This window comes from Pseudomonas sp. GCM10022186 (assembly GCF_042656385.1).
Taxonomy (GTDB): Bacteria; Pseudomonadota; Gammaproteobacteria; order Pseudomonadales; family Pseudomonadaceae; genus Metapseudomonas.
Genome location: NZ_JBHSOU010000076.1, coordinates 23,335 through 38,282 on the forward strand (window position 1 = coordinate 23,335; position 14,948 = coordinate 38,282).

The 14,948-nt window shown below is 66.5% G+C and carries 13 protein-coding genes; 7 read left to right on the plus strand and 6 right to left on the minus strand.

Going from position 1 to position 14,948, the window contains the following annotated elements; translation table 11 throughout:
* Positions 1 to 26: 26 nt before the first annotated feature.
* A complete protein-coding gene (locus ACFPU0_RS27950) occupies positions 27 to 437 on the minus strand; it encodes a PA2817 family protein (RefSeq protein ID WP_377696550.1) in 411 nt (136 codons plus the stop codon).
* A gap of 71 nt (positions 438 to 508) precedes the next feature.
* The gene (locus tag ACFPU0_RS27955) at positions 509 to 2,956 is read right to left on the minus strand and encodes an acyl-CoA dehydrogenase (protein WP_377696551.1); all 2,448 of its coding nucleotides are present in this window, start codon (positions 2,954 to 2,956) and stop codon (positions 509 to 511) included.
* Between the two features lie 147 nt (positions 2,957 to 3,103).
* Between ACFPU0_RS27955 and ACFPU0_RS27960 the strand changes: the two genes are divergently transcribed.
* From ACFPU0_RS27960 to ACFPU0_RS27985, 6 genes are all read left to right on the plus strand, one after another.
* Positions 3,104 to 3,766, plus strand: coding sequence for a transglutaminase-like domain-containing protein (locus tag ACFPU0_RS27960; protein WP_377696552.1), 663 nt, complete (start codon positions 3,104 to 3,106; stop codon positions 3,764 to 3,766).
* Between the two features lie 87 nt (positions 3,767 to 3,853).
* Complete coding sequence (locus ACFPU0_RS27965; RefSeq protein WP_377696553.1) at positions 3,854 to 4,771, plus strand: AAA family ATPase; 918 nt, start codon at positions 3,854 to 3,856, stop codon at positions 4,769 to 4,771.
* Complete coding sequence (locus ACFPU0_RS27970) at positions 4,771 to 5,718, plus strand: DUF58 domain-containing protein (RefSeq protein ID WP_377696554.1); 948 nt, start codon at positions 4,771 to 4,773, stop codon at positions 5,716 to 5,718. The genes ACFPU0_RS27965 and ACFPU0_RS27970 overlap by 1 nt, the downstream gene beginning before the upstream one ends.
* Positions 5,715 to 7,703 (plus strand): transglutaminase TgpA family protein, encoded by a 1,989-nt coding sequence (locus ACFPU0_RS27975; protein WP_377696555.1) that lies wholly within the window; start codon positions 5,715 to 5,717, stop codon positions 7,701 to 7,703. The genes ACFPU0_RS27970 and ACFPU0_RS27975 overlap by 4 nt, the downstream gene beginning before the upstream one ends.
* 55 nt (positions 7,704 to 7,758) lie before the next feature.
* A complete protein-coding gene (locus tag ACFPU0_RS27980; RefSeq protein ID WP_377696556.1) occupies positions 7,759 to 8,520 on the plus strand; it encodes a CHAD domain-containing protein in 762 nt (253 codons plus the stop codon).
* Between the two features lie 116 nt (positions 8,521 to 8,636).
* Entirely contained in the window at positions 8,637 to 9,434 is a 798-nt protein-coding gene (locus tag ACFPU0_RS27985) for an acyl-CoA thioesterase (RefSeq protein WP_377696557.1), read from the plus strand.
* A 473-nt stretch (positions 9,435 to 9,907) separates the two neighbouring features.
* On the opposite strand, the gene ACFPU0_RS27990 is transcribed toward ACFPU0_RS27985, so the two are convergent.
* Together ACFPU0_RS27990 and ACFPU0_RS27995 are read right to left on the minus strand one after the other, a co-directional pair.
* Positions 9,908 to 10,384, minus strand: coding sequence for a Bro-N domain-containing protein (locus tag ACFPU0_RS27990; protein ID WP_377696558.1), 477 nt, complete (start codon positions 10,382 to 10,384; stop codon positions 9,908 to 9,910).
* A 521-nt stretch (positions 10,385 to 10,905) separates the two neighbouring features.
* Positions 10,906 to 11,217, minus strand: a complete 312-nt coding sequence (locus ACFPU0_RS27995) for a hypothetical protein (RefSeq protein WP_377696559.1) — start codon at positions 11,215 to 11,217, stop codon at positions 10,906 to 10,908.
* Between the two features lie 312 nt (positions 11,218 to 11,529).
* Here ACFPU0_RS27995 and ACFPU0_RS28000 point away from each other — a divergent pair, with 312 nt between their 5' ends.
* The gene (locus ACFPU0_RS28000) at positions 11,530 to 12,009 is read left to right on the plus strand and encodes a VOC family protein (protein WP_377696560.1); all 480 of its coding nucleotides are present in this window, start codon (positions 11,530 to 11,532) and stop codon (positions 12,007 to 12,009) included.
* A 132-nt stretch (positions 12,010 to 12,141) separates the two neighbouring features.
* Here the strand turns inward: ACFPU0_RS28000 and ACFPU0_RS28005 are convergent, their stop codons facing one another.
* Together ACFPU0_RS28005 and ACFPU0_RS28010 are read right to left on the minus strand one after the other, a co-directional pair.
* Positions 12,142 to 12,705: a hypothetical protein gene (locus ACFPU0_RS28005; protein ID WP_377696561.1), complete on the minus strand. Its 564-nt coding sequence runs from the start codon at positions 12,703 to 12,705 to the stop codon at positions 12,142 to 12,144.
* A 444-nt stretch (positions 12,706 to 13,149) separates the two neighbouring features.
* Positions 13,150 to 14,748, minus strand: coding sequence for a winged helix-turn-helix domain-containing tetratricopeptide repeat protein (locus tag ACFPU0_RS28010; RefSeq protein WP_377696562.1), 1,599 nt, complete (start codon positions 14,746 to 14,748; stop codon positions 13,150 to 13,152).
* Positions 14,749 to 14,948: the final 200 nt, after the last annotated feature.

A 14,948-nucleotide genomic window follows, 5' to 3' on the forward strand; every position in this document is an offset into this window, starting at 1 on the left:
GCGGCGGAGGCACCGCCCCGGAGGGTTCAATGCTTGCTGCCGTCTTCCGGCAGGGCCAGCAGCTGCTTCTCGCGGTTCCAGTCGAAGGGCTCGCCGTTCTGCTCGGCTTCAAAGCGGCGCTCGTCCAGGCGCTGGAAGAGTTCGATCTCCTCGTCCGGCATGAAGTGCAGGCAGTCGCCACCGAAGAACCAGAGCAGGTCGCGGGGCACCAGGTGGGCGATCTGCGGGTAGCGGTGGAAGACCTGGCTGATCAGGTCCTGGCCCAGGTACTGGCTGCCTTCGGGGTCGCGCGGCAGTTCGCTCATCAGCTCGTCGAAGCGCTCGACGAAGAGGGCGTGGTTTTCCTCCGGCACCTGTTCGGCCTCGCCCAGGGCGACCAGGATGCCGCGCAGGTGAGCGAGCAGGGCGAGGTGGTGGTCGAGGTAGGGATTGGCCATGGCGGATTTCCTGAAGCTGGATCGGGCGCGGGAGTATAAGGCCCCCGGCGCCCGCTGTCCTGCCCGCGGGCTCAACGGGTCTTGCCGGGGGCGGGCTGCAACTCTTCCTTGGCGAAGTCGTCGACGTCGATGACCTTGCGCCGGGCCGTTTCGGCGTCGCGCAGCTGTTCCGCTTCCGCCGCATCCAGCACGCCAGCGGCCAGCCCAACTGCTATGGCGTCCTCGCCCGGCGCCGGGGGCAGCAGGCCTTGCTTCAGCGCCTGTTGCAGCTTGTGCCGGGCGGGCTGGCCGGCATTGGCGAGGTCGATGGCCCGCTGCAGGGCCGCTACCGGGTCCTCGGCCGATTGCGGGCGATGGCAGCCGGCGAGCAGCTCTTCCAGGGCCGGATCGCCGCGGTCGCGGCCGATCACCCCGGCCACTTCGGCGTCCAGCTTGTCCGAAGGGCCGGGATGGCGGCGGCCGAGGGGGAACACCAGTACCCGCAGCAGGCCGCCCATCAGCGCGTTGGGGAAGTTGTCCAGCAGCCCGTCCAGGGCCTGCTCGGCCTTGCCCAGGCATTCCTCCAGGGCCCAGCGCAGCAGCGGTTGCAGGTGCTCGGCGTAGTCGCGGTCGTGGTAGCGCTTGAGGGCGGCGGACGCCAGATAGAGATAGCTCAGGGCGTCACCGAGGCGCGCCGACAGCCGCTCGCGGCGTTTCAGTTCGCCGCCGAGCAGCAGCATGCTGCAGTCGGCCAGCAGGGCGAAGGCGGCGGCCAGGCGGTCGAGGGCACGGAAATAGGGACGGCAGAGGTTGTCCCCCGGCGCATCGCCGAGGCGTCCGAGGCTCAGCCCGAGGAGCAGGCTGCTGGCAGCATTGCCTGCGGCGAAGCCGATGTGCTTGAGCAGCAGCCGGTCGAATTCCGTCAGCGCCCGATTCCGGTCTTCATCGCTGGCCAGGGCCATTTCCGCGAGTAAGAACGGATGGCAGCGGATGGCCCCCTGGCCAAAGATCATCAGGTTGCGCGAGAGGATGTTGGCGCCTTCCACTGTGATGGGAATGGGCGCGCTCTGCCAGGCGCGGCCGAGGTAGTTGTTGGGGCCGAGGATGATGCCCTTGCCGCCGTGCACGTCCATGGCGTGGCCGATGCACTCGCGGCCGCGCTCGGTGAGGTGGTACTTGAGGATGGCCGAGAGCACCGAGGGCTTCTCGCCCTGGTCCACGGCGCTGGCGGTGAGGATGCGCGCGCTGTCCATCAGCCAGGCGTTGCCGGCGATCCGCGCCAGGGCTTCCTGGATGCCTTCGAAGGCCGCGAGCGGGACATTGAACTGCTCGCGGAGGCGCGCGTACTGGCCACTCACCAGGCAGGTGAACTTGGCCGTTCCGGTGGCCGCCGCCGGCAGGGAGATGGAGCGACCTACCGAGAGGCAGTTCATCAGCATCATCCAGCCCTTGCCGAGCATGGCGCGGCCGCCGATGACGAAGTCCAGCGGCACGAACACGTCCTTGCCGGAGTTGGGGCCGTTCATGAAGGCCGCGCCGAGGGGCAGGTGGCGCCGGCCGATTTCCACCCCGGGGGTATCGGTGGGCACCAGGGCCAGGCTGATGCCCAGGTCTTCCTCGTCGCCCAGCAGGTGGTCCGGGTCATAGGCCTTGAAGGCCAGGCCGAGGAGCGTGGCGATGGGGCCGAGGGTGATGTAGCGCTTTTCCCAGGTCAGGCGCAGGCCGAGGACTTCCTCGCCCTGCCACTCGCCCTTGCAGACGATGCCGACATCCGGCATGGCGCCGGCGTCCGAGCCGGCCAGCGGGCCGGTGAGGGCGAAGCAGGGGATGTCTTCGCCGCGGGCCAGGCGCGGCAGGTAGTGCTGGCGTTGCTGGTCGGTACCGTAGTGCAGCAGCAGTTCGGCGGGGCCGAGGGAGTTGGGCACCATGACGGTGGAGGCGAGGTCGGCGCTGCGGGTGGCCAGTTTCATCGCCACCTGGGAGTGGGCCTGGGCGGAAAAACCCTTGCCGCCATATTCCCCGGGAATGATCAGGGCGAAGAAACCGTGCCGCTTGATGTGCGCCCAGGCCTCGGGCGGCAGGTCGAGCTGCTGGCCGATTTGCCAGTCGCTGACCATGGCGCAGAGTTCTTCGGTGGGGCCGTCGAGGAAGGCCTGCTCTTCCTCGGTCAGCTGCGGGCGGGGGTAGTCCAGCAACTGGCGCCAGTTCGGGCGGCCGCTGAACAGCTCGCCGTCCCACCAGACGGTGCCAGCCTCGATGGCATCGCGCTCGGTCTCGGACATTGGCGGCAGCACCCGCTGGAACCAGGCGAACAGCGGCGCACTGAGCCATTTGCGGCGCAGGTCCGGCAGCGCCAGGGGCAGGGCAACGGCCAGCCAGGGCAGCCAGGGCAGAAGCAGCAGCCAGCCCGGAGCGCCGCTGAACAGGGCCATCAGCACGAGATAACCGGCCACCAGGCCCAGGGCGGGGAAGGGGGCGGTGCGGCGGTGGCACAGCAAGGCGACGCCCAGGACCAGGGCGAGTAACCAGAGCACGAGCATGGTCGATCCTCCTTGATGGTGGCGCGGCGGCCGTCAGGAGCTTAGCCGCCTTCCATGGCGACAGGGACGGCGAGCTTGGCCGGATCGTCGTTTTCCCGCCGGGATGCCCCTCGCTAGACTGGGCCGATGCACAAGGAGGAAGCCCCGATGCAAAGTTACCTGGAACCCGGCCGCTTCGTTGATAGTGACCATCCCCTGGTGGTCGAGTTCGCCGAAGAACACCGCGGTGCCAGCCGCGCCCCCATAGACCAGGCCGTCAGCCTGTACCTCGCGGTGCGCGACGAGATCCGCTACAACCCCTATGTGTTCAGTCGCGATCCGCAAACCCTCAAGGCCAGCCATGCCCTGGCCACCGGTGAGTCCTACTGCGTGCCCAAGGCGATAGTCCTGGCCGCCTGCGCGCGGCATTGCGGCATCCCCGCGCGCATCGGCCTGGCCGACGTGCGCAACCACCTGGCCACGCCGCGCTTGCTGGAGCTGCTGCAGAGCGAGGTGTTCGCCATGCATGGCTACACCGAGCTTTACCTCGACGGGCGTTGGGTCAAGGCGACACCGGCCTTCAACCTGGCCCTGTGCCGGCTCTTCGATGTTCCGCCCCTGGAGTTCGATGGCCGTCACGACAGCGTCTTCCATCCCTTCAATCGCCAGGGTGAGCGCTATATGGAATACCTGGCCGACCACGGCCAGTTCGCCGATCTGCCGGCGCAGCTGTTCTTCGAGCATCTGGCCGGCGTCTACCCGCACCTGTTCCGCGAGGGAGCGCCGTTTCTCTCCGGCGACCTGCATGCGGAGGCCGGCACAGCGAGCTGACGCACAGTTTCATGAGGAAAGTTTGCCGGGCACTTTGCCGTCGCCCGGCCTGCCAGTAGCATCGTCGCATTGACCAGGGAGCGACGAATGCGAAACAAACTGGATGCCTGCCTGCACGCGGTGAACCAGGTGCTGCTGGGCAAGGAAGCGCAGGTGCGCCTGGCCCTGACCTGCCTGCTGGCCCGTGGGCACCTGCTGATCGAAGACCTGCCCGGCATGGGCAAGACCACCCTGGGCCATGCCTTGGCCAAGGTGCTGGGGCTGAGCTTCCAGCGCATCCAGTTCACCTCGGACCTGCTCCCCGGGGACATCCTCGGTACCTCGGTGTTCGACAAGGACAGCAGCCAGTTCGTCTTCCACCCCGGCCCGGTGTTCGCCGAACTGGTGCTGGCCGACGAGATCAACCGCGCCACCCCCAAGAGCCAGAGCGCCTTGCTCGAGGCCATGGAGGAAGGGCAGGTGACCATCGAAGGCGCCACCCGCCCGTTGCCGGAACCCTTCTTCGTCATCGCCACCCAGAACCCGGCCAGCCAGGGGGGCACCTTCGCCCTGCCGGAGTCGCAGCTGGACCGCTTCCTCATGCGCCTTTCCCTCGGCTACCCGGCCAAGGCGGCGGAGAAGGCGCTGCTCCAGGGGGCGGCGCGCCGCGAGCTGCTGCCGCGCCTGGAGCCCGTCTTCAGCCATGCCGAGCTGGGGCTGATCCAGGCGGAAGTGCCGAAGGTGGTGGCCCGTGACGCCCTGGTGGACTACGTCCTGCGACTGGTGGACGCCACCCGCAGCCAGCCGCAATTCGCCTGGGGCCTCTCGCCCCGGGCCAGCCTGGCGCTGCTCTCCGCGGCCCGCGCCTGGGCCCTGCTGGCGGGGCGCGACTATGTGATCCCCGAGGATGTCCAGGCCGTGCTGCCCTCGGTGGTCGGCCACCGCCTGCGCGAGCGCGCCGACCCGTCCGGCCACGGCGGCGGCGCCCTGGTGCAGTGGCTGTTGCGCGAAGTGCCGGCGCTCTGATGCTCGAACTCCAGGTCGACCGCTGGCTGGACCGGCGGATTCCCCCGGCCGCCCAGGTGCGCCTCGACCAGCGGCGGATCTTCATCCTGCCCAGCCGCGCGGGCGCCGCCTTCGGGCTGGCGCTGGTGCCCATGCTGCTGGTGGCCATCAACTACCAGAACAGCCTGGCCTACGCGCTGACCTTCCTGCTGGTCTCGGTGTTCCTGGTGGCCATCCTGCACACCTTTCGCAACCTTTCCGGGCTGACCCTCAAGGCCGCGGGGGGCGCGCCGGTCTTTCTCGGCGAGCAGGCGCACTTCCGGGTCGTCCTCGAAAGTGCGCGGCGCGAGCACCAGGCCGTCGCGATCGGCTGGCCGCCGCTGCCGATGCAGGTACAGGACGTGCCGGCGCAAGGCACCTGCGAAGTCGAGCTGCATGTGCCCACCCGGCATCGCGGTTGGCTGCGGCCGCGGCGCCTGCGGGTGGAAAGCCGTTTCCCCCTCGGCTTGCTGGTGGCCTGGAGCTGGGTGGACCTGGACCAGGCCTTGCTGGTCTACCCGCGCCCGCAGCCCGGGGACCTGCCGCTGATGGCCGGCCAGGGCGATGAGGATGATGACGAAGGTCAGCACGTGCTGGGCGCCGGGGCGGACGACTACCAGGGGCTACGCGCCTACCAGCCGGGCGATTCGCGCCGGCGCCTGCACTGGAAGGCCTATTCGCGGGGCCAGGGCCTGTTCGTCAAGGAGTTCGCCGCGCTTGCCGGGCGAAATCTCTGGCTCGACCTGGAGCAGCTGGAGGGCGGACTGGAGCAGCGTCTGGGGCTGCTCTGCCACTGGGTGCTGCATTTTTCCGCCCGCGGCCAGCCGTTCGGCTTGCGCCTGCGCGGCGAAGAGCTGGCACCGGATATCGGTGACGCCCACCGCGAGGCTTGCCTGCGCGCGCTCGCACTGTTCGGGACGCCGAAATGAAGGCCGGCCAGCCCATCACCCGGATCGGCCTGACCTGGCTGCTGGTGGCCCAGGTGCTGGTGATCCTGCCGCATCTGTTGCACCTGCCCTTATGGATCATCGCCATGTGGCTGGGCTGCGCCGCCTGGCGCATCCAGATCTTCCGCATGCGTGCCCAGTACCCCCGCGCTCCGGTCAAGGCGGCGCTGATCCTCGCCGTGGCGCTTGGCGTGTTCGTTTCGCGGGGCACCCTGGTGGGGCTGGAAGCCGCGGTGGTGCTGCTGGTGGCGGTGTTCATCCTCAAACTCGTGGAGTTGCGCAGCCAGCGCGATGCGTTGGTGCTGATCCTGCTGGGTTTCTTCACCCAGGTCACCGCCTACCTGTTCAACGACGGCATGCTGGCCGCCCTCTACAGCCTGTTGCCACTCTGTGCGTTGCTGGCGGCCCTGGTGGGGTTGCAGCAGAGCCCCTTCGCCGAACGGCCGCTGGTACCGCTGAAGGCCGCCGGCAACCTGCTGCTGCAGGCGGTGCCGCTGATGCTCCTGCTGTTCCTGTTCTTCCCGCGCCTGGGGCCGCTCTGGTCGTTGCCGCTGCCGAACGACCAGGGCATCACCGGGCTTTCCGACAGCATGAGTCCGGCGGATATCGCCGAACTCAGCCGCTCCGACGAACTGGCCTTCCGCGCCAGCTTCGAGGGCCCGGTGCCGCCCGTCAGCCAGCTCTACTGGCGTGCCCTGACCCTGGAACGCTTCGATGGGCGCCGCTGGTCCCAGTCCATGGGCTACGAACGGGAGCTCGTCGCGGATTGGCGCAAGGCTGGAGAGCCGCTGCGCTACAGCATCGTCATGCAACCCAGCGGCAAGCCCTGGTTGTTCGGCCTGGACGTGGCGCAGACGCAGGAGGAGGGCGTGCGCACCATGGCCGACTTCCGCCTGGAAGGACGTCGGCCGGTCAACCGTTCGCTGCTCTACCAGGTCACCTCCTGGCCGCAGGCGGTGCGCGAGCCCGACGGCAATCCGCTGGCATTGCGCCGGGCGCTGCAGCTGCCGCCCCGGGGTGACGCACGCACGCGTGCCTGGGCGCAGGAACTCAAGCAGCGCCACAAGGACCCCCTTCAACTGGTGGATGCCGTGCTGGCGCATTTCCACCGCGAACCCTACGTCTACACCCTGAAACCGCCCAGGCTCGGGGAGGACAGCATCGACGCCTTTCTCTTCGACAGTCGTCGCGGTTTCTGCGCCCATTACGCCGGCGCCATGACCTTCGTCCTGCGCGCGGCCGGCATTCCCGCGCGGGTGGTGGCGGGTTACCAGGGGGGCGAGCTGAACCCGGCGGGCAACTATGTGCTGGTGCATCAGTTCGATGCCCATGCCTGGGTGGAGTACTGGCTTCCCGGGCGAGGCTGGACCAGCGTCGATCCGACCTTCCAGGTGGCGCCGAGCCGCATCGAGCGAGGCCTGGAAGAGGCGCTGGCCGGCGAGCGGAGTTTCCTCGAGGGGGCGCCCCTGTCGCCATTGCGCTACCGCCAGCTGACTTTGCTGAACGACCTGCGGCTGGCCTGGGACAACCTCAACTACGGCTGGCAGCGCTGGGTGCTGGGCTATCAGGGTGAGGTCCAGGTGGAACTGCTGCGACGCTGGTTCGGCAACCTGGACAGTCGCCTGCTGGGCCTTGGCCTGGTCGGGGCGGGCGGGCTGCTGATGGCGGTGCTGGCGCTCTTCCTGTTCGCCCCCTGGCGACGCGAGCGCGACCCGCAGCTGCGCCAGTTCCAGGCATTCGAGCGCCTGCTGGCGCGCCACGGCCTGGAGCGCGGCAAGGGCGAAGGGCCGAGGGCCTTTGCCGAGCGCGCCAGCCGCGAGTTGCCCGGGCAGGCGGCGCAGATTCACGCCTTCCTCGCCGCCTTCGAGGCCAGTCGCTATGCCGGGCGTTCAGCGGCCGACCCTTCCGCTCCGTTGCGCGCCTTGCGCAAGGCGTTGCCCTGGCGCCTGCGGGCAGTGCGTCGATGAGCCATGCTAGATGAACGCCCGCCCGCGTCCGGGCCTCAAGTCTGGGGAGCCTGAAATGGCCAGATTGCTGGACGACCTGATCGCTTCGGTCATTCGCCTCGACATTCGCCTGCGTGCCTGCGTGGCGCGCATGGAGGCCGGGACCGATGAAGAGGCGTTGCACGACCTGCGGGTGGCCACACGGCGCTTGCGAAGCCTGCTGCGCCCGCTGCGCGGCCAACCCGCGGCGGATGTGCTGAGCCAGGCGGCGGCGGACCTGGCGACCCTGAGCGGGCCGCTGCGGGACCTGGAAGTGCTGATCGCCGAGTTGCGCAGCCATGGCCTGGATCGTCTGACCCATGAGCGGGAGAAGGGACTGCGCATCGGTTATGCCCAGTTCCTCCTGGCCCCCGAGCTGGCGCGCCTGTTCCAGGTGCTTGAAGCCTGGCCGCACCTGATGAGGGTGTCCCATCGGGAAGGACTGCTGAAGGGGCTGCGCAAGGCCATCGAGAAGTCCCTGGCGAAGAACCGCAGCCGTCTGGAACTGGCCCTGCGCGACCCAGCCCATGACCGCCATCGCCTGCGCCTGTTGATCAAACGCATGCGCTACAGCCTCGAGGCCTATCCGGGCGTCCTCGACCTGTCACCCAAAGCCTTGCGCCTGCTGGTGGGGGCGCAAACCGTGCTGGGCAGATGGCATGACAATTTCCAGTGGCTGGCGCGGGCGCGGCTGGAGCCGGACTTGCGGCCCCGGGTGCGGGCCTGGCAGGTGGCCATGCACGCCGCCGAAGTGCGCTCGGACCGGGTCCTGGAGAAGCTGCTCCGGCAGCTGGGCTGAGCCGCCCTTGGCGTTTTTCCCCTGCGCCTTGGCGCGGCAGCCCTGCCGTGCGGCTTTCGAGGGAGCGAGGCAATGCCATAAGATCGCCGCCTAGTGATTGATGACAGGGATTCCCGATGAACTTTTCCGAATTGATCCAGGCGGCTCGCAGCAATCCCGCCGAAGTGGTGGTGCCCGCGACCTGGGGGCAGGGACGGGCGGTGTTCGGTGGCGTCGTCGCGGCCCTGGCCTTCGAAGCCATGAAGGCGAAAGTCGAAGCGGGCCGGCCGGTGCGTTCCCTGGCGACCACCTTCGTCGGGCCGCTGGAGCCGGAGGTTCCGGCCAATTTCGAGGCTGAGTTGCTGCGCGAAGGCAAGGCCGTGAGCCAGGTGTTCTGCCGCGTCCTGCAGAAGGGCCAGGTGGTGGCCCTGGTGCAGGGCAGCTTCGGTGGCTCGCGCCAGTCGGTGGTGCGCATGGACGCCGAGCCCGCCCCCGAGATGAAGGGGCCGGAAGACTGCTTCGAACTGCCCTATGTCCAGGGCGTGACCCCGGAGTTCACCCGTCACCTGGCCATGCGCTGGGGTATCGGCGGGATGCCGTTTTCCAACAGCCGCGAACGCGAGATGGGCGGCTGGGTGCGTTTCCGCGGCCAGGTGGACAAGGAACCGCTCGGCGAGGCCCATCTGCTGGCACTGGTGGATGCCTGGCCTCCGGCCACCGTCCCCCACCTGCCGGCGCCCGCGCCCGGCAGCACCCTGACCTGGACCATCGAGTTCGTCCAGCCGCTGCCGCAGCTGGATACCCATGACTGGTGCAAATACCTCGCACGCATCGAGCATGCCCGCGACGGCTACGGCCACGCGGTGGCGGCCCTGTGGACCCCCACCGGCGAGCTGGTGGCGATGAGCCGGCAGACGGTGGTGGTGTTCGGCTGACCCAACTTGTGGGAGCGATTTCAATCGCGAATGAATTCGCTTCCACAGGGCCCCGCCAAGGCTGACTCCTGCACGGATTGTAGGGTGGATCACGCTTCACCGATCCACCATCGGTGTTCGGCCTGGCCGACGCTGGTGGACAGAAGAGCGCTGTCCACCCTACGGCCTGCGCGGCCCTTTCGCGAATGAATTCGCTCCCACAGAATTGCCCCGTTGGGCCACGAAACCTTGTGGGGGCGAATTCATTCGCCAAGGGCAACGCAGTTGCCCCCTTGGACCGGCTACGACCTACCCATTCCGCACGGACAGCTCCCTTTCCCGCTCGCGGGAGAGAGGCGGGGAGAGGGCAAAAAACCACAAAACCCCACTCCACCAGGCGTCGCAGGGCTCAGTCGTAGGGTGGATCACGCTTCACCGATCCACCATCGGTGTTCGGCCTGGCGACGCTGGTGGACAGAAGAGCGCTGTCCACCCTACGGCCTGTAGCCCGGATGCAATCCGGGAACAGCCATGAACGTCGGCAAATCCCGCCAGGCAATCCACAACTCCCCCTGCCACTTCACCACCCCGATCTGCCGGTCGGCCCAACTCATGAAGGCGCGTCGCGGCGTCGCGTCCGGGTCACGGTGATAGTCATGCAGCGTCGGCACCAGCACCTCGCTCAGCCATCGGCCGATATCGCCATGATCAGGCCGGGCGAAGCGATACAGCGCCTTGTACGCGCCGGCATCGTTGATCGCCTCCACCTCCTCACGGAAGCCATTGGTGTACTCCAGCAGCACGGACCGCTGCTCGTGCGGGGCCAGGGCGCTAATCAATCGGCGGGGATGGCGGGCACCAATCAACTGGGCGAAGTCATGGGCGACGAACCAGGGTTGGTTGCCGATCATCACGGTGCGCAGGCGCTGGTTGTGGCGGTAGAAAACGAGAGGGGTGTATGCGTCATGCATGGCGAAGCTCCTGATGAGTTAGGAAGCTGCCACCATTCGCTGTCATTCGAAGGGTGGCAGACCGCGCAGGGTTGACAGACCGGCATCAGGAACCGGCAGACCCGAGGGTCTCCCCGCGCGATCCGCCATGGAGCAGTGCAGCTAAAAGCTGCATGCGAGCAAGAGCCTGCAAAAAACGTTCGCCGTTTTTCGCATGCACCTTGCGGCGCACTCGCGCCTGATGATTGGGCTGTCAAACCCGGCCACGGGATTGACCGTGGCCGGGGCAGGATAGGGATGGAGCAGCAGCAGGGCAAGGGGAGGGCGCAGCGGGTGCAGGCGAAGTGGTTGCTTTCGCCGTCGTTGCTACCGGTAGATGCGGGTAGAAGTCGGCCAAAGACTGCCTGCTGGAGCCGGCTGAAATCGATCCACTGCAGCCATTGTCAAACGCTCGGTCGAACAGGCTTTAGCCACATCCAGTGTGAGAAGCGAACGAGCCATTAACGCAAGTTCGGTATGTTGGCAGTCAGAATACGAGCGTTTCATTGCTGCCATTCAATATTTATCTCGTATCTTTTCAGCCGATCCGTCACCCTCCGGTTGTTAACGTATTTCTTCTTCAATTCTCCAATAGCTTGATCGGAACCTTTGCAATAACGCTCAAGCTGGCTGGCAATGAACGCTCTGCGTTCCTTTTCTTCGACTGATCGCCCCTCTGGCCACGGCTCTTGACGGAAATGCTCACACAACTCGCGACGCTCAATGAATTGCGCAACGTCGGGCGGGTAAGCGTCAGCTGCCAATGAAGCTTCTGCCAATAGGACGCCGATTAGTAAAACTGTTTGAGGCACCATTGCTCACCAAAGTCCTCTTCTGCCCTGCAGCGCGCTGTTTGCGAGGGAGCGGAGTTCAGAGGCTCATGCACCATGACGACAGGTCCCGGGGGTAATGTTTAGTAGCGTTGGGGCTAGTGCGGATGTGAAGACGAAACAACTGGAACGGTAGTCGCAAATCCGGCTGTCTGGGACAGAAAGGAGTCGATTATTTTATCGAATGCCCGCTGCTGGCCGGTTTCTGCCTGCTATCACCGGCAGCTTCGGGCCGGGAAGCGACAGGCTGGCTGCGCGGCTAGAATCCATGACCACTACCAATCGTGGAGAACCAGGATGATCAGCAAAAACACGATATGCCTCTGGTATGACGGCACTGCGTTGGATGCTGCGACGTTCTATGCCGAGACGTTCCCGGACAGTGTGGTGGGCGCTGTCCATCGCGCGCCTGGCGACTATCCTGCCGGCAAGCAGGGCGATGTCTTGACAGTCGAGTTCACGGTGATGGGCATCCCTTGCCTTGGTCTGAACGGAGGGCCGGCGTTCAAACATAACGAGGCATTCTCGTTCCAGGTTGCGACCGATGACCAGGCCGAGACCGATCGCTTGTGGAACGCAATCATCGGTCATGGTGGCCAGGAAAGCGCATGCGGATGGTGCAAGGACAAATGGGGCCTCTCGTGGCAGATCACACCACGCGTATTGACGGCCGCCATTACCAATCCTGATCGAACAGCGGCCAAGCGCGCGTTCGAAGCGATGATGGGCATGCAAAAGATTGATATCGCCGCGATCGAAGCTGCGCTGAAGGGTTAACCAGCGCTCAGGGCCGGTTGGTCTTGCGCTTTCTTGCGCTCGCCAATTTGACGGCAACACGCCATGGGCGTGCAGAAACTGCTTATTGAAGTGCGACAGATCGGTATGCCCCCAGACATGGAGTTGCGTTGGTTAACCGATATGCGTAACGGAGGTGGACCGCAGCAGATCCATCAGGGCCAGGACGATCAGGGTGGCGACGACGAACCTGGAAATGGCGATGAAGGTGGCCGGCAGCAGGGGCAAGTCGAGGAGCCGGCGCAGCAGGGCGATCTGCGAGAACAGGTACCAGATGCAGGCGAGGATGGTGAGCAACATCGCCAGCGCGACCTGGATGCCCGCCAGCAGGTTGGCCGCGATCAGCACGATGGAAAGAGGGGCGGCCAGGTAGCACTGGATATAGAAGGGCTCGCGCAGGGTGGTGCGGCTCACGCGGACTCGTCGCACCCGCAGCATGGCCATGGCCGGCATCAGCGCGTACAGGCCGTAGCTGAAGCTGCGCACCAGCAGCGTCGGCAACTCGCCGGAAACCAATGGCGAAGGTCGATCCGGTATGGCGAAGCCGAGGAGATGGGCAAGGACGATGGACAGGGCCAGCATCTGCGGTGGGCTGAGCATGCCGCTGAAGCGCCGGTCAGGCGGCTGCTCGAGCTGTCGTCGGGTATAGAGCGAAACGGCGATGGGGTTGCGTAGCACTCGCCAGAGCGTTCGCGGAAAGCAAACGGGCCAGGTCGCGACCTTCCAGAGGAATGCTTCGAGCGATTGCAGGCTGCGCAAGAAGACCACCCTCCGACAGGCATCTGGAGTGGCTGGAAGGTTGCCACGCGGCCCGTTCCAGGGACATCACGGGCAACCCACAACTGATCTGCGCGATGCGATCGAAGCAGATCCGGTTCACCTGAGCATAGCCGAACCCCCTCCGGTATTCGTTTCACCGCCAGCCGGGAAGGGCGCCCGAGAGCGCTCCTCCTGAACAACCCGGGCCTTGAACGGTTTGGGTAAGAGCTTCGTTGGGGCATGGAAATCCTGACGTCAAGGACGGTCGCGTCAGCTTGAAAATACGCGGACACCCTCGCCCTTGATGCTGGAGGGCGGAAGGTGATGGCCATGAGTCATGGGCAAGGGCCAAACGGCCCGCCGTCACTCGGGCAACCCGGCCAGCCGCAGTCCATCCGCGAACCGCGCGAGATCCTCGGGCCGTTGGATTGGCAGCCAGTCCTTCAGGTTGGAGACGCGCAAGGATGGATCCAGCTCGCGTAGGCGCTGCATCGCCTGCTCCGCTTTGTCCATTCGCCCGCTGAGCGCATGACTGGCCGCCACCAGGGCAGCCGGGGCCAGGAGACTGGGCAGGCTCCCCAGGGCCTTTTCCGCCCAGGCCGAAGCGGTATCGAAGCGCCCGGCGAAGAAATGCGCGAGCGCCATCCCGACCTGCATCCTGAACATTTCCGGATCCAGCGGACTCAAGCGAGCGGCATGCGCCAGATTCTCGATCGCGGCGTCCGTTTCGCCGCGCAGGGCGCGCAGGATACCGCCGAGGAACCAGGCGGGGGCGAGGTTGGGATTGAGCAGGCGTGCCCGGTCGAGGAGGGCGATGCCGCCGTCGATATCGCCGGCGAGATGGCCCAGTGCATGTCCGCCTCGCGTCAGCGCCACCGCATCATCGCGGCCGAGCTCCACCGCCAGGCGTGCGAGCCGCGCGCCCTCGGCGATCTCTCGCGGTCGATCGGTCATCCAGCCATTCACCTTGCGCCAGAAGTGGCACCAGGCCGCCATGCCATAGGCCGAGGCGAACTCCGGATCGAGCTCGGTGGCCTTGTAGAACAGCGGCAGCGCCTCGTCGATGGCTTCCCGGGTTCCGCTGTGCAGTTTCGCCGTGCCGCGCAGGTAATAGTCGTAGGCGTCCAGGCTTTCCGTGGGCTTGCGCTTGGCGCGCTCGATTTCCGCCCGTTCGAGCTGCGGCGCGATCGCGCCGACGACGCTTTCGGCGATCTGGTCCTGGAGTTCGAAGATGTCGTCGAGCATGCCTTCGAAGCGCTCCGCCCAGATATGGGTCCCGGTCGTCGCTTCGATCAGCTGCCCGGTGATGCGCACCTTGTTGCCGGACTTGCGCACGCTGCCTTCCAGCACGTAGCGCACGCCGAGCTCCTGGCCGACGTCCTTGATGTCCACCGCCTGGCCCTTGTAGGTGAAGCTCGAATTGCGCGCGATGACGAACAGCCAGCGGATACGCGACAGGGCGGCGATGATGTCCTCCACCACGCCGTCGGCGAAATAGTCCTGCTCCGGATCACCGCCGAGGTTCTGGAAGGGCAGGACAGTGATGGAGGGCTTGTCCGGAAGGACCAGCGCGGAGGGAGGCGCTTCCGTCTGCTCGACGGGCGCGTTTTCGCCGATGCCTGGCCCGTCGGGCGCTCGCGCTGCCCCGATTTCGCTGACCCTGATCTCGCCGACGAAGCGGTAACCCTTGCGCGCGACCGTGCGCACGAGGCGCTGTTCCTCGCCGGTATCGCCGATGGCCTTGCGAACCGCATTGATGTGGCTGGTGATAGTGGACTCCGAGACGATCCGGCCGCCCCACACCGCCTCGAGCAGGTCGTCCTTGCTGACGACGCGATCGCGGTTGGTGACCAGTTCCAGCAACAGATCGAAGACTTGCGGCCCGATGGCCACGACTTGCCCGCGCAGGGTCAGTTCCCGGCGCTCCTGATCGAGCACGTAGTCTTCAAACACGAATTGCAACGTCGGTATCCCCTGGCTGAGCGCCCTGGGCTCCGTGTCCGAGGCGACTGTCGATCAGTATCCGATAGCGATGATACGGCAGCGCTTACCTGGCCGCACCTGCCAGTCGAACCGCTTGCTTGGACGAAAAACCAGGCTTGGCCGAAGGGAAACTCAAGGCCGGCACAAGGACTTCCCTGGAGCGCGAGCGCACTCTCCAT